21 protein-coding genes are annotated in these 23,922 nt (G+C 69.9%); 17 read left to right on the forward strand and 4 right to left on the reverse strand.

Annotation, left to right across the window (positions count from 1 at the left end):
- The first annotated feature begins 46 nt into the window (after positions 1-46).
- A complete protein-coding gene (locus tag ACFWXQ_RS13040; protein ID WP_383938990.1) occupies positions 47-961 on the forward strand; it encodes a LysR substrate-binding domain-containing protein in 915 nt (304 codons plus the stop codon).
- Between the two features lie 233 nt (positions 962-1,194).
- Positions 1,195-2,223, forward strand: coding sequence for a DUF6215 domain-containing protein (locus tag ACFWXQ_RS13045; protein WP_383938993.1), 1,029 nt, complete (start codon positions 1,195-1,197; stop codon positions 2,221-2,223).
- Here ACFWXQ_RS13045 and ACFWXQ_RS13050 read toward each other — a convergent pair.
- A complete protein-coding gene (locus tag ACFWXQ_RS13050; protein ID WP_383938996.1) occupies positions 2,140-3,054 on the reverse strand; it encodes a helix-turn-helix transcriptional regulator in 915 nt (304 codons plus the stop codon). The genes ACFWXQ_RS13045 and ACFWXQ_RS13050 overlap by 84 nt on opposite strands.
- A gap of 203 nt (positions 3,055-3,257) precedes the next feature.
- Here ACFWXQ_RS13050 and ACFWXQ_RS13055 point away from each other — a divergent pair, with 203 nt between their 5' ends.
- From ACFWXQ_RS13055 to ACFWXQ_RS13090, 8 genes are all read left to right on the forward strand, one after another.
- On the forward strand, positions 3,258-4,256 hold the full coding sequence (locus ACFWXQ_RS13055) for an SDR family oxidoreductase (protein WP_383938998.1): 999 nt from the start codon (positions 3,258-3,260) through the stop codon (positions 4,254-4,256).
- A gap of 377 nt (positions 4,257-4,633) precedes the next feature.
- A complete protein-coding gene (locus ACFWXQ_RS13060) occupies positions 4,634-5,833 on the forward strand; it encodes an aldo/keto reductase (protein WP_386268161.1) in 1,200 nt (399 codons plus the stop codon).
- Between the two features lie 193 nt (positions 5,834-6,026).
- Positions 6,027-7,169: a LacI family DNA-binding transcriptional regulator gene (locus ACFWXQ_RS13065; protein ID WP_383945211.1), complete on the forward strand. Its 1,143-nt coding sequence runs from the start codon at positions 6,027-6,029 to the stop codon at positions 7,167-7,169.
- Between the two features lie 361 nt (positions 7,170-7,530).
- The gene (locus tag ACFWXQ_RS13070) at positions 7,531-8,910 is read left to right on the forward strand and encodes an ABC transporter substrate-binding protein (protein WP_383945208.1); all 1,380 of its coding nucleotides are present in this window, start codon (positions 7,531-7,533) and stop codon (positions 8,908-8,910) included.
- 2 nt (positions 8,911-8,912) lie between these two features.
- Positions 8,913-9,830, forward strand: coding sequence for a carbohydrate ABC transporter permease (locus ACFWXQ_RS13075; RefSeq protein WP_383945205.1), 918 nt, complete (start codon positions 8,913-8,915; stop codon positions 9,828-9,830).
- A complete protein-coding gene (locus tag ACFWXQ_RS13080) occupies positions 9,827-10,771 on the forward strand; it encodes a carbohydrate ABC transporter permease (protein WP_383945202.1) in 945 nt (314 codons plus the stop codon). Before ACFWXQ_RS13075 ends, ACFWXQ_RS13080 begins: the two co-directional genes overlap by 4 nt.
- Before the next feature lie 51 nt (positions 10,772-10,822).
- Entirely contained in the window at positions 10,823-12,976 is a 2,154-nt protein-coding gene (locus tag ACFWXQ_RS13085) for a beta-galactosidase (protein WP_383945199.1), read from the forward strand.
- A gap of 56 nt (positions 12,977-13,032) precedes the next feature.
- Positions 13,033-14,784 (forward strand): RICIN domain-containing protein, encoded by a 1,752-nt coding sequence (locus ACFWXQ_RS13090; protein WP_383945214.1) that lies wholly within the window; start codon positions 13,033-13,035, stop codon positions 14,782-14,784.
- Between the two features lie 79 nt (positions 14,785-14,863).
- Here the strand turns inward: ACFWXQ_RS13090 and ACFWXQ_RS13095 are convergent, their stop codons facing one another.
- Positions 14,864-15,898, reverse strand: coding sequence for a zinc-binding dehydrogenase (locus ACFWXQ_RS13095; protein ID WP_383945197.1), 1,035 nt, complete (start codon positions 15,896-15,898; stop codon positions 14,864-14,866).
- Positions 15,899-16,236: 338 nt separating this feature from the next.
- Between ACFWXQ_RS13095 and ACFWXQ_RS13100 the strand changes: the two genes are divergently transcribed.
- Complete coding sequence (locus ACFWXQ_RS13100) at positions 16,237-17,178, forward strand: helix-turn-helix transcriptional regulator (protein ID WP_383945194.1); 942 nt, start codon at positions 16,237-16,239, stop codon at positions 17,176-17,178.
- A 48-nt stretch (positions 17,179-17,226) separates the two neighbouring features.
- On the opposite strand, the gene ACFWXQ_RS13105 is transcribed toward ACFWXQ_RS13100, so the two are convergent.
- Positions 17,227-18,117 (reverse strand): helix-turn-helix transcriptional regulator, encoded by an 891-nt coding sequence (locus ACFWXQ_RS13105; protein ID WP_383945191.1) that lies wholly within the window; start codon positions 18,115-18,117, stop codon positions 17,227-17,229.
- Positions 18,118-18,268: 151 nt separating this feature from the next.
- Between ACFWXQ_RS13105 and ACFWXQ_RS13110 the strand changes: the two genes are divergently transcribed.
- The 6 genes from ACFWXQ_RS13110 to ACFWXQ_RS13135 all read left to right on the forward strand — a co-directional run bounded on the left by ACFWXQ_RS13110 (position 18,269) and on the right by ACFWXQ_RS13135 (position 23,362).
- On the forward strand, positions 18,269-19,120 hold the full coding sequence (locus ACFWXQ_RS13110) for an aldo/keto reductase (protein ID WP_383945189.1): 852 nt from the start codon (positions 18,269-18,271) through the stop codon (positions 19,118-19,120).
- Between the two features lie 123 nt (positions 19,121-19,243).
- Positions 19,244-19,864 (forward strand): flavodoxin, encoded by a 621-nt coding sequence (locus ACFWXQ_RS13115; RefSeq protein WP_383945186.1) that lies wholly within the window; start codon positions 19,244-19,246, stop codon positions 19,862-19,864.
- 361 nt (positions 19,865-20,225) lie between these two features.
- Positions 20,226-21,392, forward strand: a complete 1,167-nt coding sequence (locus tag ACFWXQ_RS13120) for an MFS transporter (protein WP_383945183.1) — start codon at positions 20,226-20,228, stop codon at positions 21,390-21,392.
- Between the two features lie 160 nt (positions 21,393-21,552).
- Entirely contained in the window at positions 21,553-22,452 is a 900-nt protein-coding gene (locus ACFWXQ_RS13125) for an NAD(P)-dependent oxidoreductase (protein ID WP_383945180.1), read from the forward strand.
- Between the two features lie 8 nt (positions 22,453-22,460).
- The gene (locus ACFWXQ_RS13130; RefSeq protein ID WP_383945177.1) at positions 22,461-22,595 is read left to right on the forward strand and encodes a hypothetical protein; all 135 of its coding nucleotides are present in this window, start codon (positions 22,461-22,463) and stop codon (positions 22,593-22,595) included.
- A gap of 29 nt (positions 22,596-22,624) precedes the next feature.
- Positions 22,625-23,362 carry a maleylpyruvate isomerase family mycothiol-dependent enzyme gene (locus ACFWXQ_RS13135; RefSeq protein ID WP_383945174.1) on the forward strand — a complete coding sequence of 246 codons (738 nt, stop codon included), beginning with the start codon at positions 22,625-22,627 and terminating at the stop codon, positions 23,360-23,362.
- 69 nt (positions 23,363-23,431) lie between these two features.
- Here ACFWXQ_RS13135 and ACFWXQ_RS13140 read toward each other — a convergent pair whose 3' ends face one another.
- Positions 23,432-23,842, reverse strand: a complete 411-nt coding sequence (locus tag ACFWXQ_RS13140) for a MarR family winged helix-turn-helix transcriptional regulator (RefSeq protein WP_383945171.1) — start codon at positions 23,840-23,842, stop codon at positions 23,432-23,434.
- Positions 23,843-23,922 lie beyond the last annotated feature (80 nt).

The following is a 23,922-nucleotide window of genomic DNA, read 5'->3' on the forward strand; positions in this document are numbered from 1 at the left end:
CAGGTATCAGGGCGGCGTCCAAGACCCCTTGTGATAGCCATGAGTTATGGACGTCCATGGGCGTGATCTGCGCTACTTCACCTCGGTCGCCGAGGAACTGAGCTTCACCCGCGCCGCCGAGCGGCTGTTCGTCTCCCAGCCCGCGCTGAGCAAGCAGATTCGGATGCTGGAGAAGCAACTCGGCGTGGTCCTGTTCGAACGGGACCGGCGGACAGTGCGGTTGACCGCGGTGGGGGAAGCCCTGTTGCCGCACGCCCGAGCGGTGCTGGCCGCCTGGCAGAACGCGGAGGCGGCGGTGGAGGAGACGAAGACCGCCGAGCGGCGCACTCTGGTGATCGGCATGTCCACCAGTCCGGGCCGTGGGCTGCTGCCCGCTCTGCGGACCCGCCTTGTCTCCCGGTATCCGGACGCGCAGCCTGTCCTGCACCAGGTCAACTGGGCGGATCCCACTGCCGGGTTGGCGGATGGATCCAGCGATGTCGCCTTCGTCTGGCTGCCGCTGCCGGACGATGACCGTTACCAGTACGCGGTGGTGGCCCGCGAACCCCGGCTGGTCGCGCTGCCGGACGGACACCCCCTGGCGGCGCGGGCCGCGTCCGACCCCGAGGGAAAGGTCGACTTCACCGACCTGCTCGAGGAGCCCTTCCTCGCCCTCCCCCCGGAGGCCGGCCCGCTGCGGGACTACTGGCTCGCCCTGGACGCCCGGGACGGTCGACAACCGCGGATCGGTGGGGTGGTGGCCAGCGCCGAGGAGACCCACGAGGCAGTCGCCGGCGGCCAGGGAGTGGCGCTGCTGGCCACCGGAAACGCCCCACTGATCGTCCGCGACGAGGTGATCGCCGTGCCGGTCAGGGGCATTTCCCCCTCCCAACTGGCGGTGGCCGCCTGCCAGGACGACAACCGGACGCTGGTTCTCGCCTACCTTGCCGCTGCGCGAGAGGTCGGCGCCACAACCTGTTGATCAGACATCTGGATGTGCCCTGCCAGGAGGTTGGCCCAGGCTGTAACAGCGATCCTCTGGTGGAGACGCCCCGGACGAACCGTCGTTGGAAGAACGCGAAAACGATCAGCTGACGTCCCCGAAGCGATCTCGGGATCGCCGGCTTGGCATCTCTTGCCCGGCAGATCATGTACGCGCCCGGAATTGTGGCTTCCACCACGGCGAAGATCGTCTTGACCTGGTGAGATCGCCGGATGCTCGGTTTCCTCCTCCGTCTCCTGCCCTTCTGGGTCCGCGAACCCCTCCTCATCGCGGTCGGGTCCGTTCTCGGCGTACGCATCATGTATCTCGCCGTCCACGATCACGATCGGGTCGCGGCCGGTCTCGGCGTGGTGTTCCTCGTGTTCACCGCGATACGCGTCCACGCGGTGATCCGGGCCCTGCGCGCACGCCGGAACCCGAGTCCGGCAGCCTCCGCGGACGGGGCCGCGGTCGATGCTGTCGCCCAAGCCCAAGCCCAGGCCCAGGCCCATGCCCAGGCCCAAGTCGGAACGGGGCCAAGTCCCGCCCCGGGCACTCCAGAGAAGGACCACAACGCATGGGGCCAGGCCGTTGCGGCCTTGGCCGTGTTCGGTGCACTCGCGGCCGCGGTGTGGGTGGCCCCACGCGTGATGCCGTCCGACGTCAACACCCCGCAGCCCGCCTCGTGTTCGAGCGGGGAGCACGAGGAACTGCCGAAGGCCTACAAGCAGACGCCAGAGCCTGTGACCGGTGAAGAGCTGTGCAAGGCGCTCAACCGGCCGGACCTGGCCACGCTCCTGGGAACGCCCGGAGAGATCGCGATCTCCGCTTCCGGCACCAACAACACCGCTCCGTTGACTGATGAAAAGGTCGCCCAACCGGAGGCCGAGGTCACGTTCGACACGTACACCGTGAATGTCTCGGCCACTTACAACCATCTGTCGACCGACCAGTACGCGAAGCTGATGAAGTTCGGGGATGAGACGGACATCAAGACGCTTGCGGTTGTCGGTCGTCCCGCGGTCTTCTCCTCGGCTCACACCATGCAGTTCGAGATCGATCTCCGGAGTGGCGGATCCGGCGGACCGGTCGAACAAGGTCCCCTGGCCAGGACACTGACCGTGGCCCTGGACTCCAAGGACCGGGGCGGATACTGCGATATTGCCGTGTGGAGCAAGTCAGGAGCCCTCCCCGACGACAGTGTTCTCCTCGACATCGCTGGAAGGGTTCTTCCGACAATCCCCGAACGGCCTGTCCGATGAGACGCCGGGTCCGATGACGGAGAGAAGCTGTAGTTTCTCGTAGCTTTCGCTGCCGGGGACCGCGGTGTGGACGAGAAGGAAGTGCGACTGCTCGGGGTCGAGAAGTGTCTGGCAGGTCAGTTCCAGGACGCCGAGCTCAGGGTGAACGTAGCGTTTGACGCCGTTGTAGTGGATGCCGATTTCGTGGTCTTTCCAGACGGTGCGGAATTCCTCGCTGTGGGCGAGCAGGAGGTCCATGAGGTGGGCGGCCCGTGATCCGGGCCCGCGGAGTGTGACCATCTTGCGTAGCCCGGCGGCGAAGACGCGGGAGTGGTGCGCGTGGTCGTCGGGGTGGTAGATGGCCCGGGTGGCCGGGTCGGTGAACCACCGGTATCCGATGCTGCGGGCCGGGCCTGTGTACCGGGTGGTGTCGCCGGTGAGTGCGACGCCGAGCGGGGTCTGCCGGAGTGTCTCGCCGAGTTCGGTGACGATCTCGGCGGGGGTGTCGGTGAGCCGGTCGAAGATGCGGAGCAGGCCGGGACTGATGTGTTCGCTGATCGGGCCTCTCGCGGGTGGGTTGTGCCCGGCGAGGCGGAACAGGTGGTCGCGTTCGTCGAGGGACAGATGCAGACCCTGCGCGATCGAGGCGATCATCTGCTCGGACGGATGCGGTCCGCGTTCCCGCTCCAGCCGGCTGTAGTAGTCGGTAGAGATGTGGCAGAGCGTGGCGACTTCTTCGCGGCGCAGACCGGCGGTTCTACGACGCAACCCGCGCGGGAGACCGACGTCTTCAGGCTGCAGTGACTCCCGATGGCGGCGCAGGAACTCGGCGAGCCCGGCTCGATCGATCACAGCTGCTTCCTCCCTGGCTTCAGTGCTCTTTCATCCTGCCAGCGGCGCCGGACGGCTGCCTCGGACTGTTGATCCCCCCTTCCGGCCGCGGCGGACCGGGCCAGGCCCGCCTGGGATCGACAGGCCGTGGATATCTCCGTGGACCAGCCACAGCCTGAGATCACATCCGCATTCCACCTGCCAGAGAACCCCTGGAGCAGCACATGTCACGTACGCGACCGGACATCACCGTTACCGACCTCTCCGGGAAGCTCGCCGTCGTCACCGGTGCCAGCGACGGTGTCGGCCTCGGCCTGGCGGGCCGCCTCGCCGCCGCCGGTGCCGAGGTCGTCATGCCCGTACGCAACCCTCGCAAGGGCGAAGCGGCGGTCGCGAGGATCAAGCAGCGGCACCCGGAAGCGGCCCTGTCCCTGCGGGAACTCGACCTGTCGTCGCTGGACTCGGTCGCCGCGCTGGGAGCCACGCTGCGCGGCGAGAACCGTCCGATCCACATCCTCATCAACAACGCCGGCGTGATGACTCCGCCGGACCGGCAGACCACCGCCGACGGCTTTGAGCTGCAGTTCGGCAGCAACCACCTCGGTCACTTCGCTCTCGTCGCCCACCTGCTGCCCCTGCTCCGCGCCGGCCGCGCCCGCGTGACCTCACAGCTCAGCATCAGCGCGAACGAGAACGCCATCAACTGGGACGACCTGAACTGGGAACGGTCCTACCACGGCCGCCGGGCGTACAGCCAGTCCAAGATCGCGCTCGGCCTGTTCGGACTCGAACTGGACCGGCGCAGCCAAGCCGCAGGCTGGGGTATCACCAGCAACCTCGCCCACCCCGGCATCGCCCCCACCAGCCTCCTGGCCGCGCGCCCCGAGGTCGGCCGGGCACGAGACACCGCCGGCGTACGCCTCATCCGCGCACTGTCCCGCCGCGGCATCCTCACCGGGACCGTCGAGACCGCGCTGCTTCCGGCCCTGTTGGCCGCCACCTCGCCGGACGCACACGGCGCCCGCCTGTACGGCCCCAGCGGCCTCGGGCACTTGTCGGGCGCCCCCGCCGAACAGGCCCTCTACTCCCGGCTTCACAGCGAGGACGACGCGACACGCATCTGGCAGATCTCCGAGAACCTCACCCACGCCTCCTTCCCGGCCGACGAGGGCGCCCGCCCGGCCCTGGGATCAACAGGCCCTGGCAACCGTCGACCGCAGTAAGTGGGCGGCACCTGAAGCCGGTCGGCCCGAGAGTGAGGGGTACTGCCGTTACCCGGCACGGCACGCCCTGCCACCCCGCCAGTCACGCTGATTGAATCAGCCCGACCACGCGGCAACCCCTGAACCGCAGGACGCCCATCGCCGGACGAGCATGGGCGTCATCCGAGCCACGCACGTGGACCGGACGCCGCCGGACGAAGTGCCCAGGTGCTCGTCTCGGACGTGCTCCGCTTCGGCCACTCGATGGGGCCGACCCCGTCCTCAGGCCCGTACGGGCCGGGACAAGACCTCACCGGGGCAACAGGGTCTGCTTCCTGGCCACCGACGGTGACGCAACCAAGGGTGCTCGCAACAGACGACCACGAGGGACGTAACCCATGCACGAACAGGACAGCGCGCCGCACGGCAACTCGGCCGGCCACGGCCGTCGCGGCTTCCTGAGCGCGGCCGCGCTCGCAGCGACCTCGCTGATGGCCGTGACGGGAGCCGCGCCGGCACAGGCGGCATCGCCCGCCACGAGCACCGGAGCAGGCACGCGCCGCCGTAACCAGGTGACCGCAGCCATCACGCAGACCGGTCACCGCAGGCTCGGGTCCTTGAAGGTCTCCGGCATCGGCCTCGGCACGCAGACCATGCCGGGCAACCTCTACGGTCCCGTCACCAGCCGCAAGGACATGGTCGCCCTCATCCGCACAGCCGTCGACCAGGGCGTGACGTTCTTCGACACGGCCGAGGCGTACGGGCCGTTCGAGTCGGAGCGGATCGTCGGCGACGCCCTGCGGCCCGTCCGCGACGACGTGGTGATCGCGTCCAAGTTCGGCTGGGACATCGACCCGGACACCGGCGCCCGGAACGGCCTGAACAGCCGCCCCGACCACATCCGCCGAGCCGTCGACGGCATGCTGAAGCGCCTCAGGACCGACCACATCGACCTGCTCTACCAGCACCGCGTCGACCCCACCGTCCCGATCGAGGACGTCGCGGACACGGTGAAGGACCTCATCCGTCAGGGCAAGGTGCTGCACTGGGGCCTCTCCGAGCCGGGCCTGGGGACCGTCCGCCGGGCCCACGCGATCCAGCCGCTCACCGCGATCCAGAACGAGTACTCCACTCTCTGGCGCGGACCCGAGGAGCAGGTCCTGCCACTCTGCGAGGAACTCGGCATCGGCTTCGTGTGCTGGGCGCCGCTGGGCATGGGCTTCACGACCGGCACGATGAGTCCGTACACCCGGTTCGCGGAGGGCGACCGCCGGACCGCGTTCCCCCGCAACAGCCGGGACAACCTGGCCGCCAACATGCCGCTGGTGCAGCTGCTCCAGGACTGGGCCGTTCGCAAGGGTGCCACGCCCGCCCAGATCGACCTCGCCTGGCTGCTGGCCCAGAAGCCGTGGATCGTACCGATACCCAGCACCACCAGGCTCTCCCACCTCCTGGAGAACATCGGCGCCGAAGAAGTCAGGTTCACCCGCGACGAACTCCAGGAGCTCAACGCAGCCGTCGCCCGCATCACCATCCACGGCGACCGCCTTCCGCCGGAGGCCCTCGCGATGACGGGTGTCGAAGCACCGACCCGCTGACCGACGCCCACGTGGACCGGTGGTCCACGTGGGCCTGATGGCGGCCTCGGCCGGGCCGGGCCGATGCTGACGGACGTTACGGATACGTTCCGAACTCTTGACGGCCGCCTTATGACTGCGTAGACATGACAGCGCAGTCAGACAACCGCGTCTGACAGTATTGGGCTCGATCGTGCAGCCATCGGGAGACGCAATGACGCGAGGGACTGGGCGGGACGGGAGCCCCGGTGCGGCGCGCAGCGTGGACGTGGCCCGGCTGGCCGGGGTCTCGCAGAAGACGGTGTCGCGGGTCTTCAACGACGAGCCGTACGTCTCCACCGAGGTGCGCCGGCGCGTCCTCGAAGCCGCCGAACAGCTCGGCTACCGGCGCAACAACGCCGCCCGGGCACTGGCCTCCGGACGAACCCGCTCGATCGGCGTGGTGACGCTGGGCACGGCCCTGTACGGTCCCGCCTCACTGCTGATGGGGGTGGAGCGGGTCGTCCGGGACACGGGCTACGCGCTCCGCGTGGTCAACACGATGGAAGGCGACCCCGCGGGCGTCGCCGGCGCCGTCGGCTCACTCCTCGACCAGGGCGTGGACGGGATCGTCATCTCCGAGCCGATCGAGGAGGAGGGAAGCGAAGGAGACCTGTCCGTCCATGTCGGTGTGCCGGTCCTGGTCCTCGGCGCGCCACCGCCCTTCACCGCCTCCACGGTGCTGACCGGGGCGGGCGGCGCCGATCTGATGGCCCGGGCGGCCGTCGAACACCTGCTGGACCTGGGGCATGTGACGGTCCATCATCTCGCCGGTCCCCAGCGGTGGTTCGCCGCCAAGGACCGTCTTGAAGGATGGCGGGCGACCCTGGCCGCACACGGCAGGGACGAACCGCCGGTCATCGAGGGCGACTGGTCGGCCGCGTCCGGCTACGCGGCGGGCCGGGAACTGGCCACCGACCCCGAGGTGACGGCGGTGTTCGCCGCCAACGACGACATGGCCATCGGTCTGATCCGGGCTCTGGCGGAGGCCGGCCGGCGGGTGCCGGAGGACGTCAGCGTCGTCGGTTTCGACGACATCCCGGTCGCCGCCTATGTGACTCCCCCGCTGACCACGGTGCGGCAGCCGTTCGACACCGTGGCGCAGGAGGGTCTCAAACGGCTCGTGCACGCCATCGAGAACCCGCAGGCAGAGGCGCTGCCGGCGAGCGATCCACCGGTCGACCTCGTCGTCCGTGCCTCGACGCAGCCCCCGCCACCCCGGACGCCCCCGGGACGTCGGCGACGTACCGCCTCCCGATCCCGCGAAGGCACGTACAGCCCCCCGCATACGAAGGGAGGCTCGCCCACCCACCACTGAACAGCGCCGATCAGTCCGGCCTCAGAGCCCGGACCCGGCGGGTGATTCCAGGGGCGAGCCGCCGTACCGGCCACTGTTCGACCCCGTCCGACCCGACCGCGTCACCGCCGCCGCGGACGACCCCGCAGTGCGGCCAACACGCGAACTCCGCTTCACCCAGCGGCTCTTGAGCCGCCTAGCCTCAGCGCTCCCCGCCTGTCCCGCACACATCGGTGTGCCGCACACCGGCCGCGCGGCCACGCTCCCCGAACCTGTCGGCTCCGACGTCCAGTTCGTCGCGCCCACCCCTCTTCCTCGTCATCCCCTTTCCGCACGCCCTCCCCCGGCGTGCCGGCCCCTTCGCCATCGGCGGGAGTTCACCATGCCCACATCCGGCTCCTCCTCCATGAACCGTCGGCTCTTCCTCACCGCGACGGGAGCGCTGTCGCTGAGCGCCGCACTGTCCGCCTGCGGCGGCGACAGCGACGGCACCAGCGGAACCTCCGCCAAGCCGGTCGGCCAGGCCGACATCGACAAGGCGATGCGGACGCCGACCGAGCTGACGTTCTGGACCTGGGTTCCGAACATCGACAAGGAGGTCGCGCTCTTCGAGAAGAAGTACCCGGCCGTCAAGGTCAAGGTCGTCAACGCCGGCCAGGGCACGCCCCAGTACACCAAGCTGCGCACCGCGCTCAAGGCGGGCAGCGGCGCGCCGGACATGGTGCAGATCGAGTTCCAGGCCATCCCTACCTTCACCATCACCGACAGCCTGCTCGACCTGCGCCCGTACGGCGCCTCCGCGCTCAAGTCCACGTTCGTCGACTGGACTTGGGGCCAGGTGAGCGGCAGCGGCGGCGAGGTCTGGGCGATTCCGCAGGACACCGGCCCGATGGGCATGCTGTACCGCAAGGACATCTTCGACCAGCACGGCATCGAAGTCCCCACGACCTGGGACGAGTTCGCCGCGGCGGCCCGCAAGCTCCACAAGGCCGACCCTGACGTCTACCTCACCAACCTCGCCGCCAACCAAGTGGCCGCCTGGCACGGCCTGTTGTGGCAGGCCGGCGCGAAGCCGTACGTGACCTCCGGCAAGAGCGACATCACCGTCAGCGTCGACGACGCCGTCTCCAGGAAGCTCGGCGACTACTGGGGCGCCCTCGCCAAGGAGGGCGTGATCGGCGTCGAGCCCGACTTCACCGACGGGTGGTACGCCGCGCTCAACAAGGGCAAGTACGCCACCTGGCTCACCGGCGCCTGGGGCCCGGCCTTCCTCTCCGGCTCCGCCAAGGCCACCGCGGGCAAGTGGCGCGCGGCCCCGCTCCCGCAGTGGGACGCCGCCAAGCCCAGCTCGGGCAACTGGGGCGGCTCGACCACCGCGGTCATCCGCTCCAGCAAGAACCCGATCCAGGCGGCGCTGTTCGCACAGTTCCTCAACAGCGACCCCGCCAGCGCCAAGATGTTCGCCACCGAGCAGTTCTTCTTCCCGGCGACCAAGGCCCTGCTCGCCGAGGCGAGTTTCCTCGGGGACACGCCCGCCTTCTACGGCGGCCAGAAGGTCAACGAGGTCTTCGCGGACATCAGTTCACAGGTAAACCCCTCCTTCCAGTGGCCGCCGTTCCTCGACCGGGTCGCCACGGACTGGACGGAGACCGTCGGCAAGTCCCTCGCCGACAAGTCCGACACCGTCCGCGCGCTGGGTGCGTGGCAGTCGCGCATCACGACCTTCGCCAAGGGTCAGGGCTTCACGGTCGAGGGAGGCTGACGATGGCCACCACAGCGGTCACCCGCACGAACCCTACGAAGTCCCCTCCCCGTCGGAGTCACGGCACGGCGGGCGCCCTGTTCATCGCCCCGTTCATGGTGCTGTTCGTGCTGCTCTTCCTCGCCCCGCTCGGCTACGCCGCCTATCTGAGCCTGTTCCAGGAGAAGCTCATCGGCGGCTCGTCGTTCGTCGGCCTGGACAACTACGTGACGGCGCTGAAGGACCCGCTTCTCCGCAAGGGCATCGGCCGTGTCGCGCTGTTCTTCGTCATCCAGGTTCCCGTGATGCTGCTCCTCGCCCTGTTCTTCGCGCTCGCGCTGGACAGCGGTCTGCTGCGGCTGTCGCGGGTGATCCGGCTCGGCATCTTCGTCCCGTACGCCGTCCCGAGCGTGATCGCCACCCTCATGTGGGGTTACCTCTACGGCCCCGACTTCGGCCCCTTCGCCCAGATCAGCCGCGATCTCCACCTGCCGGCCCCGCACTTCCTCAGCGACAGCTGGATGCTCGGCAGCCTCGCGAACATCGTGACCTGGGAGTTCGTCGGCTACAACATGATCATCCTGTACGCGGCCCTGCGCACCATCCCCGCCGAGCTGTACGAGGCGGCCGCCATGGACGGTGCCGGCGCCTGGCGGATCGCCTGGTCCGTCAAACTCCCCGCGCTGCGCCCGGCGTTGACGCTCACCCTGCTCTTCTCGGTGATCGGCAGCTTCCAGCTGTTCAACGAACCGAGCCTGCTGATGAAGGTCGCCCCGGACGTCATCAACAGCTCGTACACCGCCAACCTCTACGCCTACTCGGTCGCCTTCATCAGCCAGCAGACCAACTACGCGGCCACCGTGTCCTTCATCCTCGGTCTGGTCATCGTGATCGTGTCGTACGCCTTCCTGCTCACCGCGAACCGCAGGAGGACCTCATGACCACCGTGACGCCCAACGCGTCCACAGCCGCCACCACCTCGGCGGCAAAGCGGCTTCCCGCCGAGGCCCGGTCCCGGCGCCGCTCGCCCGCCCGCCGCCGCAGCACCCCGCTCACCATCGCCATGCTGGCCGCCCTCGCGTACTTCCTGCTGCCGCTCTTCTGGCTGCTGGTCGCCTCGACGAAGAGCACCCAGGACCTGTTCAACAGCTTCGGCCTCTGGTTCTCGGACGCCCCGCAGCTGCTGTCGAACATCAAGGCCACCTTCACCCAGGACGACGGCGTCTTCGGACGCTGGCTGCTCAACACGGTCATGTACGCCGGGGTGAGCGCACTCGGCGCCGCACTCCTCGCGGCCGCCGCCGGGTACGGGTTCGCCAAGTACCGGTTCCGCGGTCATGGCGCCGCCTTCAACCTCGTGCTCGGCGCCATCATGATCCCCACGACCGCGCTGGCGATCCCCACCTACCTTCTCTTCGCCGAGGCGGGTCTGGTCAACACCCCCTGGGCCGTCATCCTGCCCTCCCTCATCAGCCCCTTCGGCCTCTATCTCATGCGCATCTACGCCGAGGACGCCGTCCCGGACAGCCTCATCGAGGCCGCCCGCGTGGACGGCGCCGGAGAGTTCCGCATCTTCTGCACCATCGCGCTGCGGCTCCTGGCCCCCGGCCTGGTGACGGTCATCCTCTTCACGCTCGTCGCCACCTGGAACAACTACTTCCTGCCGCTGATCATGCTCAACGACCCGAACCTGTACCCGATCACGGTCGGCCTGTCCCGCTGGGCCGACCAGGCCCAGAACGGCGGCGCCGGAGCCAGCAGCGACATGCTCGCCCTCGTCGTGACCGGCTCCCTGATCTCGATCGTCCCGCTCGTCCTGGCCTTCCTGATGCTCCAGCGGTACTGGCAGAGCGGCCTGGCCACCGGCGGCGTCAAGCAGTAACACCCGCACGCGCCCTGCCCCCAACTCCCCCTGATCCCCGGAGGTTTGTCCATGGCGGACCTGCCCGCCCGCGTCCTCTTCGGCGCCGCGTACTACCACGAGTACCGGCCTCCCTACGGCACCGAACGCCCCGACGAGCGCCTCAAGACCGACCTCGACCTCATGGCCGACGCCCACCTCAGCGTCATCCGCGTCGGTGAGTCCGTCTGGTCGACCTGGGAGCCCGAGAACGGGCGCTTCGATCTCGACTGGCTCCAGCCCGTCCTCGACGGCGCCCACGAGCGCGGCATCTCGGTCGTCCTCGGCACCCCGACGTACGCCGTCCCGCCGTGGCTGGCCCGCCAGTACCCGGAGATCACTGGTGAGCGGCATACCGGCGAACGCATCGGCTGGGGCGCCCGCCAGGAGGTCGACTTCACCCACCCCGCCTTCCGCTTCCACGCCGAGCGGGTCATCCGCAAAACGGTCGCCCGGTACGCCGGCCATCCCGCGGTCATCGGCTTCCAGGTCGACAACGAACCCGGCAACGAACTCCTGCACAACCACGGGGTGTTCGAGCGCTTCGTCGACCACCTGCGCGCGAGGTACGGCGATGTGGAGACACTCAACCGCGAGTGGGGCCTGGTGTATTGGTCGCACAGGCTGTCGACCTGGGCCGACCTGTGGACGCCCGACGGCAACGTCCAGCCCCAGTACGACGTCGCCTGGCGGGAGTTCCAGGCCCGCCAGGTCACCGAGTTCATCGGCTGGCAGGCCGACATCGTTCGTGAGTACGCCGGCCCCGAGCAGTTCGTCACCACCTGCATCTCCTACAAGCGGCCCGCGGTGGAGGACGACGAGCTGACGGACCGCCTCGACATCGCCACGGGCAACGCGTACTACGGCATGCAGGACGATCTGCTGCTGCCCGACCCCACACCGGACGACCACGAGCAGAGCTGGCAGACCACCGGTGTGTGGGCGCTGTACCAGACCGCCGACTGGATGTTCTCCTCCCGCCAGGAGCCCTTCCTCGTCACCGAGACCAACGCCGGCTCCATCGGCATGCCGTGGGACAACCGCCCCGCCTACGACGGCCAGTGGCGACAGGCCGCCTGGGCGCTCGTCGCACGCGGCGCCCGCATGATCGAGTACTGGCACTGGCACACGCTGCACTTCGGCGCCGAGACCTACTGGGGCGGCATCCTGCCCCACACCGGCCGGCCCGGTCGCACCTACGCCGAACTCGCCCGCCTGGGCTCGGAGTTCGAGGCAGCCGGTCCACTCGTCGCCGGGCTCGAACCGGACGCCGACATCACGATGGTCTACTCGACGCCGAGCAAGTGGCTCATGCAGAAGTACCCGCCGCTCGCGGCCCCCGACGGCGAACCCGACCCCACCGCCTACCACCGCATCTTCGACCCGTTCTACCGGGGCGCCTTCGACGCCGGCCGCCAGGTGCGTATCGTCCACGCCCGCCAGCTGCACGACCCGCGCGGCGAACGGGAGGGCCTGCCACCGGAGGAGGCTGTGCGCCGCCACCCCGTCCTCGTCCCGGCGCTGTACATCGCCGCCGACTCCCAACTCGACTGGCTTGCGGCCTACGCGGAAGCAGGCGGCCACCTGGTCCTCGGCCCGCGCACCGGCTACGCCGACCACGAGGCCAGGGCCCGGCATGAACCGGCCCCCGGACGACTCGTGGAAGCGGCAGGTGTCCAGTACGACGAGTTCAGCAACCTGGGGAGCGACATCCCCGTACGCACCTCGCCGGACAGCCGGTTGAAGCTGCCGCAGGACGCGACGGCGACGCGCTGGGTCGACGGCCTGACCGTCACCGACGCCGAGGTGCTCGCCACCTACGACCACCCGCACTTCGGCCGCTGGCCCGCGGTCACCACCCGCCGCCACGGCGCCGGCCACGTCACCACCGTCGGCACCGTCCCCGGCCGCGACCTCGCCCGGGCACTGGCCGCCTGGGTGGCACCGTCCTCCCGCAGCGCGTGGCAGGACCTCCCGGGCACCGTCACCGCCACGACCGGCACCTCCCCCGACGGCCGTCGCGTCCACATCGTCCACAACTGGAGCTGGGAGCCCGCGAGCGTCCCCACCCCGGTGAACCTCTCCGATGCCCTGACCGGCACGTCCCTCCCCGCGGGCACGGCGCTGGACCTCGGCGCCTGGGACGTCCGCATACTCGTCTCCCCGAAGGAGGGGCTGTGCAAATAAGAGCTGTGCGAAGAAGAACAGTGAAGGCGCTGGGTACGTTCGTCGCGGCGTCCGCGATGCTGGCGATCCCCATGACCGGCGCGCAGGCGTACAACCCGACGGGCGGGATCCTCTACCAGCTGGGCAACGAGCCGTGTCTGAAGGGGCGGGGCAACTGCGCGGTCTACCCGAAGTCGGCGCAGCTGCCGGGCGGACGTCTGGTCGCGTCGTTCGAGAAGTCCACGGTGGTGTCGGCGACGGGCAGCGCCGACAGACAGACCCTCCCCGTGTACAAGAGCGACGACCACGGAACGTCATGGCAGTCGTTGTCCGAGGTCAAGGCTCCCGCGTATCTCTCCAGCGACCCCAAGTACGCGAAGTACACCAGCAATTGGACGAACCCGTACCTCTACACGCTTCCCCAGGACGTCGGGACCCTGAAGCAGGGGACCCTGCTTCTCGCGAGCGTAGTGTCCGGCGACGACTACTACTACAAGGAGCGCAAGGCGGCCGACCCGAACTGGACGCCGTCCAACGACGGCGACCGCAAGGACCTGGCGATCGCCCTGTACTCCAGCACCGACGAAGGCGCGTCGTGGAAGGTCCTCAACGTCGTCGCGACGGGTGGCTGGCAGGGTGGCAGCGCGGGCGCGGTCGGCCAGAACATCGCCGCCGCCAACACGAACAAGCAGGTGGACCCCCTCTGGGAGCCGTACCTGATGGTCTACAAGGGCAAGCTCGTCTGTTACTACTCCGACGAGAACGACTACACCGGCTTCGACGCGGCCACCGGCGTGCCGACATTGGACCCGGCGAACGACACCGCCCCGGATTCGCACGGTCAGATCCTCGTCCACAAGACCTGGGACGGCAGCAGCGCCCAGTGGAGCGCCCCCGTCGTCGACCTCGCCGGACTGACCCAGAACATGGGCGGCGGCAAGACGGAGATCGGCGGCGGCCGGCCGGGCATGACGAACGTCGTGCGAACGGCGGACGGCAAGTGGATGCTCCCGTTCGAGTACTGGGGCGGGGGAGCCAACACCCGGTACGTGATCGCCGACAGCCCGCTGGAGTTCTACCGCGGCTCCGCCACCGGCACGGACGTCGCCTCGCTGCCGGTCGCCGCAGGCTCCCGCCCGCTCACGAGGGGCGGCAGTCCGGTCGTCATCAAACTGCCCGGCGGGCGCCTGGTCTACAACGCGGCGGGCAGCGGCAATGTCTGGGTCAACGAGAGCGGACGCAGCGACGGCACGTGGAAGGAGTACCAGACGACCTCGCCGGCCGGCTACAGCCGCAACCTGCAGTACGTCGAGGGCACGGGGCGCATCGCGATCCTCAACAACCAGGGCACCTCGACGATCGCCTACGCCGAGGTCGACCTCGGCCACTCCGCCGGCGCCTACTACCAGTTGGTGAACCGCAGGACCGACCAGGTGATCGGTACCGGGAACAGGACCAACGACGCGAACATCGGCAACGGAGACGTTCCCGACGTCGTGCTGGAGGAGCCCGGCTCGGCGGCGAACCCGGACACCCAGTACTGGCACGCGGTGACCGAGCCGAACGGCGGCACGAGCCTGCTGAACAAGTCGGGCGGCCGCGCGGCGGCCATCTGGACCGGTAACGCGACGGCCGGCCAACGGATCGGCCAGTGGGTCGACAACAGCGCCACCGGCAGTTGGAACCTGGTCAGGACCAGCGACGGGTTCTACAAGCTGCAGTCGGTCAAGAACACCAGCCTGTACTTGACCGGCGCCTCCGACGGAGCCCCACTGACCTTGCAGAACGCGGCCACAGACGGCTCCCAGGACTGGGAACTCGTCCAGTAGCCCCCCGCCGTCTCCACCGACGGCACCCCGTACGAGGACTCTCGGGGGCGCGCAACTCCTCGTACGGGTCACCGCCGGGTCAGGGCTGGATCAGGACCTTCAGGGCGGTCCGGTCGGCCATGGCACGGTAGCCGTCCGGTACGCCGTCGAAGCCGACCGTGTGGTCGAAGACCCGGCCGGGATCGACCGTGCCGTCGAGGATGTCGGGCAGCAGCTCCTCGATATAGGCACGGGCCGGGGCCGCGCCGCCGGTGACCGTGATGTTGCCCATCATCGACTCGAAGCCGAGCGGGATCTCGGTGTACTGCGCGACACCGAGCCGGCTGATCACACCCCCATGGCGGACGATGCTCAGTGCCGTGTCCATCGCCTGCGTGGCGCCGACGGCCTCGATCACCGCATGCGTGCCGTCTCCGCCGGTCAACTCCCGCACCCGCTCGATGCCTTCCTCGCCGCGCTCGGCGACGACGTCGGTGGCACCGAAGTCGCGGCCCAGGTCGGTGCGGACCGTGTGCCTGCCCATGAGGATGATCCGCTCGGCGCCGAGCCGCTTGGCGGCCAGCACCGCGCACAGCCCGACCGCGCCGTCGCCGATGACGGTGACCGACTTGCCGGGGGCGACCCGGGACGTCACGACTCCGTGGTGGCCGGTGCAGTACACGTCGGACAGGGTCAGCAGGGACGGCAGCAGAGCCGAGTCCTCGGCGACCGGCAGCTTCACCAGTGTGCCCTGCGCCTGCGGCACGCGGACGGCCTCGCCCTGGCCCCCGTCCACACCGTTCGGGCCCCACTGGCCGCCGTGACGGCAGGAGGTCTGCAGTCCTTCGGTACAGAAGTCACAGGTGTTGTCCGCCCAGACGAAGGGCGCGACCACCAGATCACCGGACGCCAGCCCGGCCACCTCCGAGCCGACGTCCTCGACCACGCCGAGGAACTCGTGGCCCATGCGCCGGCCCTCCTCGGAGGCGGACATCGACCCGTACGGCCACAGGTCGCTGCCACAGACACAGGAGCGCACGACGCGTACGACGGCGTCGGTGGGGTTCTGGATCTTCGGGTCGGGGACGTTCTCCACGCGCACATCTCCGGCGCCGTACATCAGTGTTGCTCGCATGAGACTTCTCCCAGCTGTGTTGCTCGGAATGGGGCGTTGTGTCGATCGCAGGCGGGTCCGTGGCTCAGCGGGTGCCGCTGCGAGGGGCGTTGTACTCCTCGTCCGAGACCTTTTCGAGCCACTCGGTCTCGGGGCTGCCGTCGCCGGTGCCTTCCCACATCGCCAGATGCTCGCCGGTACGCACCGGGGCTTCTGACGGACATCCCCGATGCCATCGACTCTTCCCGTATCGCGCGCCGCGTGGCAGGTCGGGCTGTGCCGGGGAGCGGTACTCCGGGGTGTGACAGGGCCCCCCACGCATATGCCGCAGAGGTTGCGCGGCCCGCAGACTGGAAGACATGAACAGCGAGCAGAACGGCGTGGGCACCGAGCTGGGGCGTTTCCTGCGCGCCCGCCGGGCCCGGGTGACCCCGGAGGCGGTCGGCCTGACGGCTGGTTCCGGCCCGCGCCGTACGCCCGGACTGCGCCGCGAGGAACTGGCCACGCTGGCCGGAATCAGCATCGACTACTACGTCCGTCTGGAACGCGGCAAGGAGACCCGGCCCAGCGCGTCGGTGGTCGATTCCCTCGCCCGAGCCCTCCTGCTGGAGGACGACGAGCTGGAGCACCTGCGCAGCCTGGCCGCCCGCGCCGCGCGCAGTGCGCCCGAGCCGCCCGCCGCGCCCAGCCGCACCGTCCGGCCCGGTGTGAGACTGCTCCTGGAGAGCCTGCGCCCCCACCCCGCGTACGTCGTCAGTCGTACCGACGACCTGCTCGCGGCCAACCCCGGCGGCCTGCGGCTCCTCCCCGGCATCGAGGACTGGCCGGCCAGGGAGCGCAACATCGCCCGTTACCTCTTCCTCCACCCCGCCTCGCGTGACCTGTTCCACGACTGGAACACCCAGGTCCGCGGCTGCGTGGCCCGGCTGCGCGCCCTGGCCGGCACCGATCCCGACGCTCCCGACCTCATCCGGCTCGCCGGTGAACTCCTCCTCAAGAGCCCGGAGTTCACCCGTCTGTGGGAGCGCTACGACATCAAGGGTCCCTCCTACGGCCGCAAGACCTTCCACCATCCCGAGGTCGGGGACCTCACCACGGGGTACCAGTCCATGGAGCTGGAAGGGACCCCCGGGCACCGCATGGTGACCTACCACGCCGAACCCGGCACCGCAGATCACGACGCGATGGTCCTGCTGGACCTGCTCGGGCAGGAGCAACTCGCAAAGCGGACGCCGGCACACGATGACCGGTCGGCGGCCGCGGAGGACGATCCCGCCTCCCCCTGGACCGACCTTCTCTAGGCTCTAGGCCCTTCAACCGATCGTTCCGCGGTCGGTGCGGTGTCGCTGTCAGACCCTCATGTCCGGATGCGCGGCGGGCTCGGGTGCGGTCAGGTCGAGCAGGAGCATGGCGTCGTGGTCCGGGGTGCCGGGTTCGGCGGTGTAGACGCCGAGGCGCTGGCCGGGCGTCTCTTCGAGGTGCATGCTCTGGCCGCTGAGGGTGAGGACGCCGACCTGGGGGTGATGGAAGGTCTTCTGGGTCTTCTTGCGGCCGACGACGTCGTAGCGCTCCCACAGCTTGGCGAAGTCGGGGCTCTTGAGCAGGAGTTCGCCCACCAGATGAGTGAGGTCGGGGGCGTCCGGGTCGATGCCGGACTGGGCGCGCAGCCGTGCGACACAGCCGCGGACCTGGTAGTCCCAGTCGGGAAAGAGGATGGGCGCGGTGGGGTGCAGGAAGAGGTAGCGGGCGATGTTGCGCTGGGTGGCGGGCCAGTCGGAGAGGCCCGCGAACAGGGCGAGGCCGCCCGGGTTCCAGGCCAGCAGGTCCATGCCGCGGCTGATGACGTAGGCGGGACTCGGCCGCAGCGTCTCCAGAAGCAGCTTCAGATGCGGGCGCACGGTGCGGCTCGGCGGCGAGGGTTCGCGGGCGTACTGCGCGGCGCGGGCGGCGAGCTCGCGCAGGTGCTGGTGCTCGGTGTCGTCGAGACGCAGGGCACGGGCGAGGGCATCGAGGACGGCAGGGCTGGGGCGGGTCTCCTTGCCGCGTTCCAGGCGTACGTAGTAGTCGATGCTGATGCCGGCGAGCGTGGCCAGTTCCTCGCGACGCAGGCCCGGGGTGCGGCGCAGTCCGGCGCCCACGGTGAGGCCGACCTGGTCGGGGCTCGTCTGGGTGCGTCGCGCGCGCAGGAACCGGCCCAGCTCACCGCCGCCACCCCTGTCGGTGCTCTGATCGGATGCCATGCCATCAGTGTCACACCGCGCTGACCTGGGTGGCAGGCGCGTGGGGGGCCCTGTCATTACCCCGAACGCCGCTCCCCGGCACAGCTCGACCTGCCGGCCGGGCCGGAAAGGCGCGATGCTCGAAGAACCCGCGAAACGTAAGGAACGCCCCATGCAGACCATCACCCTCAACAACGGCGTCGAGATGCCCGTCCTCGGCTTCGGCGTCTACCAGATCCCGCCGGAGCAGACCGAGCAGGCCGTCACCGACGCCCTCGCCGCCGGCTACCGGCTGCTCGACACCGCCGCCGCGTACGGCAACGAGGAGGCCGTCGGCCGGGCGATCAAGAACAGCGGCATCCCGCGCGACGAGCTGTTCGTCACCACCAAGCTGTGGGTCCAGGACGCGCCCGCCGAGGAGAACACCAAGCGCGCCTTCGAGACGTCGCTGGCCAAGCTCGGCCTGGACCATCTCGACCTGTACCTGATGCACCAGCCCTTCGGGGACGTGTACGGCCAGTGGCGCGCGATGGAGTCCCTCCACCGCGAGGGCCGCGCCAAGGCGATCGGCGTCGCCAACTTCTACCCCGACCGGCTCCTCGACCTCGTCCTCAACAACGAGGTCACCCCGGCGGTCGACCAGATCGAGACCCACCCGTTCTTCCAGCGCACCGCCGACCAGGAGCTCATGCGCGAGCACGGGGTCCAGATCCAGTCGTGGGGCGGGTTCGCCGAAGGCAAGAACGACATCTTCACCCACCCCGTCCTGAGCGGGATCGGCGCGAAGCACGGCAAGTCCGTGGCACAGGTCGTGCTCCGCTGGCTGACCCAGCGTGGCGTCGTCGCGATCCCCAAGTCGGTCCGCGCCGAGCGCATGGCGGAGAACATCGACATCTTCGACTTCGAGCTCACCGACGACCAGATGGCGGCCATCGCCACCCTGGAGACCGGGGCGACGCTGTTCTTCGACCACCGCGACCCGGCGATGGTCAGCTGGCTCAGCGCACGGCGCCTTGACGGCTGACCCGGGCAGCGGGCAGCGGGCAGCACCATGACAAGGGACGGATTCGGCACCTGGAAGGGCGGAGCCCCCGCGCCGGGGCGACGCGCACTCCTCCGCGGCGTACTTCTGGGAGGAGGCACCATCATGACCGGCGTCCAGATCGCGGGCTGTTCCCCGTCGAAGTCGAGCGAGGCGGCGCCGGAGGCCGGTGAGCAGCGTGGGGCGACGTCCTCGCCCAGGAAGAGGGTCCTGCTGGCCTACTTCTCCCGGCCGGGCGAGAACTACTTCAACGGCGGACGCACCCGCCTCAGGATCGGAAACACGGAAGTCCTCGCCCGCATGATCCGCGAGCACATCGAGTGCGACGTGCACCGCATCGAACCCGTCGACCCCTACTCCGACGACTACGACGAGACGGTCGCCCGCAACGTCCGCGAACAGAACGCCGATGCCCGGCCGGCCATCGCCGACCCCCTGTCCTCGATCGACCGCTACAACGTGGTGCTACTGGGCAGCCCCATCTGGAACGTCCGAGCACCCATGATCATGTCGGCCTTCGCCGAGAAGCACGACTTCCGCGGCAAGACGGTCCATCCCGTCACGACGCACGCGATGAGCGGACTGGGCACCACCCGGCGCGACTACGCGGCGGTCTGCCCGGGCGCGACCATCGGAGAAGGGCTGGCGATACGGGGCGAGGAAGTCGGGAAGGCCGACGCCGAGGTCCGCTCTTGGCTACGACGCATCGGCGCTCTCCAGGCCTGAATCGTGTCCGAGGACCGGCACACCCTATGGACACACGCGCCGGAACAGCAGACATGGCTGGCCGCGAACCAGCCGAGCAATGGAATTCAGGTCCGCGCGACACCAGTCCCCAGTCGGTCGCCCGGGGCGCCGCTCTGCACATTCCGTCGGGCCGGTCAGCCCCGGGTAGGCGCCAGAAGCCCGCGACGACTGCCACGGGCATCCGCTACGCACCGCTGGGCGCCACCGACCACAGAGGCGTTTCCCTGCGGCACCCCAAGCCCCTGCCGGCCAGGCAGCTGTCAACTCCCTTGCCCAGCCACCGGCTCCCACCTAGCCTGACTTTGTGCCGCTAATAAACAAATCCCGATCGCACAGTGTCGTGCCGGGCAACGACCTCACCGGACTCCGCATCGTCCTCACCGTCTTCTTCGCCCTCGACGGCTTCATCTTCGCCGGCTGGGTCGTCCGTATCCCCGCCATCAAAGAGCAGACCAACGCCTCCGCCAGCGCCCTGGGCCTCGCCCTTCTCGGCGTCTCCGCCGGCGCTGTGGTCACGATGATGTTCACCGGCCGGCTCTGCCGCCGCTACGGCAGCCACCCCGTCACCGTCGCCTGCGGCATCCTCCTCTCCCTCAGCGTCGCGCTGCCACCCCTCACCCACTCCACCTGGGCACTCGGCGCGGTCCTGCTGGTCTTCGGCGCCGCGTACGGCGGGATCAACGTCGCCTTCAACAGCGCCGCCGTCGACCTGGTGGCCGCGCTGCGGCGACCGATCATGCCCAGTTTCCACGCGGCCTTCAGCCTGGGCGGAATGATCGGCGCCGGCCTCGGCGGACTGGTCGCGGGCTCGCTGTCGCCGACCCGGCATCTGCTCGGCCTGACCGTGATCGGCCTGCTGGTGACCGCTGTCGCGGGACGCGCCCTGCTGCGGTACGAATCCCCCGTACCGCGGCCGACGCCCGGACGGCCCGAGGAGCGTGCACCCCGGCGACCGGACGCCCGTACGCGCCGACTGGTCGTCGTCTTCGGTCTGATCGCCCTCTGCACGGCCTACGGAGAGGGGGCCCTGGCCGACTGGGGCACACTGCACCTGGAGCAGGACCTGCACGCGCACCCGGGCATCGCCGCCGCGGGTTACTCGTGTTTCGCGCTCGCCATGACGATCGGCCGACTCTGCGGGACCACGCTCCTGGAGCGGCTCGGGCGGACCCGGACGGTGGTCGCGGGCGGCGCCATGGCCGCCGCCGGCATGCTCGTCGGATCGCTCGCCCCCTCCGTGTGGGCGGCCCTGCTCGGCTTCGCCGTCACCGGCATCGGCCTCGCCAACATCTTCCCCATCGCCGTCGAACGGGCCGGCGCCCTGGCCGGCCCCAGCGGCGTCGCCGTCGCCTCCACGTTCGGCTACGGCGGCATGCTCCTCGGGCCGCCCGCCATCGGTTTCATGGCCGACTGGTTCTCCCTGCCCATCGCCCTCACCAGTGTGGCGACCCTGGCCGCGGTGGCCGCCGTCATCGGGTACGGGACACGGCGGGCGACGGCCGACTGACGGCATCGCCGGAGCCGCCCCCGGGTGAGACACCGCCCGCCGAGGCACAGCGCCGCGCGCCCGACACCGTCACGGCGCAGCACGCCACTCCACGCCACGGCAGGGCCAGGCAGGGCACAGTGGTACCCGACGCACCATACGGATCAGGAAAGTTGATGTCATGACCGACAAGCTCACCGTCACTGTCCTCGGCACCGGGATCATGGGCGCCGCGATGGCCCGCAACCTCGTCCGCGCCGGACACACCGTCCGGGCCTGGAACCGCTCCCGCGACAAGGCCGAACCCCTCGCCGCCGACGGCGCGCACGTCGCCGACACCCCCGCGGAGGCGGTCGAGGGCGCCGATGTCGTCCTCACGATGCTGTACGACGGTCCCGCCGCGCTGGATGTGATGCGGCAGGCCGCACCCGCCCTGCGCGCCGGCACCGCGTGGGTGCAGTCGACGACCGCCGGGATCGAGGCCGTCGGCGAGCTGGCCGACTTCGCCCGCGAGAAGGGCCTGGTCTTCTACGACGCACCCGTTCTCGGCACCCGACAGCCCGCCGAGGCCGGTCAGTTGCTCGTCCTGGCCGCCGGTCCGGGCGACGGCAGGGAGGCCGTGACGCCGGTCTTCGACGCCGTCGGCGCCCGTACGGTGTGGACCGGTGAGGACGGCGCGGCGGGCAGCGCGACACGCCTCAAGCTCGTGGCCAACAGCTGGGTCCTCGCCGTCACCAACGCGACCGGTGAGGTGCTGGCCCTGGCCAAGGCCCTGGACGTGGAGCCGCAGAGCTTCTTCGACGCCATCGCGGGCGGCCCGCTCGACATGGGCTACCTGCGCGCCAAGGCCGGACTCATCCTCAACGACGAGCTGACACCGGCCGCCTTCGCCGTGGGCACCGCCGGCAAGGACGCCCGGCTCATCGTGGAGGCCGGCGAGCGGCACGGACTCCGTCTCGACGTCGCCGCCGCGAGCGCCGACCGCTTCGCCCGCGCCGCCGCCCAGGGCCACGCCGACGAGGACATGGCCGCCGTCTACTTCGCGAGCTTCGACGAGAAGGACGCGAACACCGGGGGCTGACAGCGGAGTTGGACACACCGGCTCATACCGAGTCGCGTACGACGACCCGCCCCGACGTCGTCGGCACCATCGGCTCGGTGCTCAGCCGTCCCGCCGCGAACATCGTGGCCCTCGACCAGCACACCGCCTGCTGTCCCTCCTGAAGCCCGCTCCATCCGGCACACTCCCCTTCATGGAGACTGCCGAGTTCATTCGAAGCCTGGACCGGGAAGGCGGGCTGCTGGCCGAGGCCGCGGAGGAGGCCGGGGCCGACGCCAACGTGCCCACCTGCCCGGACTGGCAGGTGCGGGACCTGTTGCGGCACACCGGCATGGTGCACCGCTGGGCCACGGCGTTCGTGGCCGAGGGGCACACCTCGTACCACCCCGACGGCGGCCTGCCCGAGCTGGACGGTTCGGCGTTGCTGACCTGGTTCCGGGACGGACACCGCAGGCTTGTCGAGACGCTCGCCACCGCTCCTCCCGACGTGGAGTGCTGGAGCTTCCTGCCCGCCCCTTCACCGCTCGCCTTCTGGGCACGGCGGCAGGCCCACGAGACGACCGTGCACCGGGTCGACGCGGAGTCCGCACGCGGCGGCACGCCGACCGCGGTCCCCGTGGCCTTCGCGGCCGACGGCATCGACGAACTGCTGCTCGGCTTCCACGCCCGCAGCAGGAGCAGGGTACGGACGGACGAGCCGCGGGTGCTGAGGGTACGGGCCTCGGACTCGGACGCCGTGTGGAGCGTACGGCTGTCGGCCGAGCCCCCGGCGGCCGAGCGGGGCGAACTGACGGACGCGGACTGCGAGTTGGCGGGGACGACTGCCCAGCTCTACCTGGCGCTGTGGAACCGCGGCCCGTTCCCGAGCGTGACGGGAGACTCGTCGATCGCGACGCTGTGGCGGCGGAAGTCCGCGGTCACCTGGAACTGACCGGCACGCGACGACACAAGCGACGGGCGGACGGCCGACTGCCTCAACGACCCACCCGCCCCAGCCAGTTCACCCCGCGGAGCCACCCGCCAGCATCCGCCCCAGCACCGCCCGCTGCACCGGCAGTACCTCGCCGTGCAGCGCGCGTCCCTTCGGTGTGAGGGCGACCCGGACGCCTCGCCGGTCCTCCGGGCACATGCAGCGCTCCACGAGGCCGTCCTTCTCCAGGCGGCCGATCAGCCGGGACAGCGCGCTCTGGCTCAGATGGACCCGCTCGGCGATCTCCTGGACGCGGTACGAGCTGTCGCCGCCGTCGGCCGGCGCGGACGCGGCCAGTACGTCGAGGACCTCGAAGTCACTTGCGCCCAGGCCGTGTTGGTGCAGGCTCCGGTCCAGTTCGCACAGTGTGCGCGCATGCACCGCGAGGATGTCGCGCCACTGGTCCACGAGGCCCTGCTCGGCCTTCTCGACAGCCGCCATGGCCCGCACCCTAGCAAAAAACCGCCTTTGTTGCGCACGCATTAAATGCTCTTGCATTGAATGCACGCGCATGTACTGTG

The sequence above is a fragment of the Streptomyces sp. NPDC058697 genome, assembly GCF_042715345.1.
Classification (GTDB): Bacteria; Actinomycetota; Actinomycetes; order Streptomycetales; family Streptomycetaceae; genus Streptomyces; species Streptomyces liliifuscus.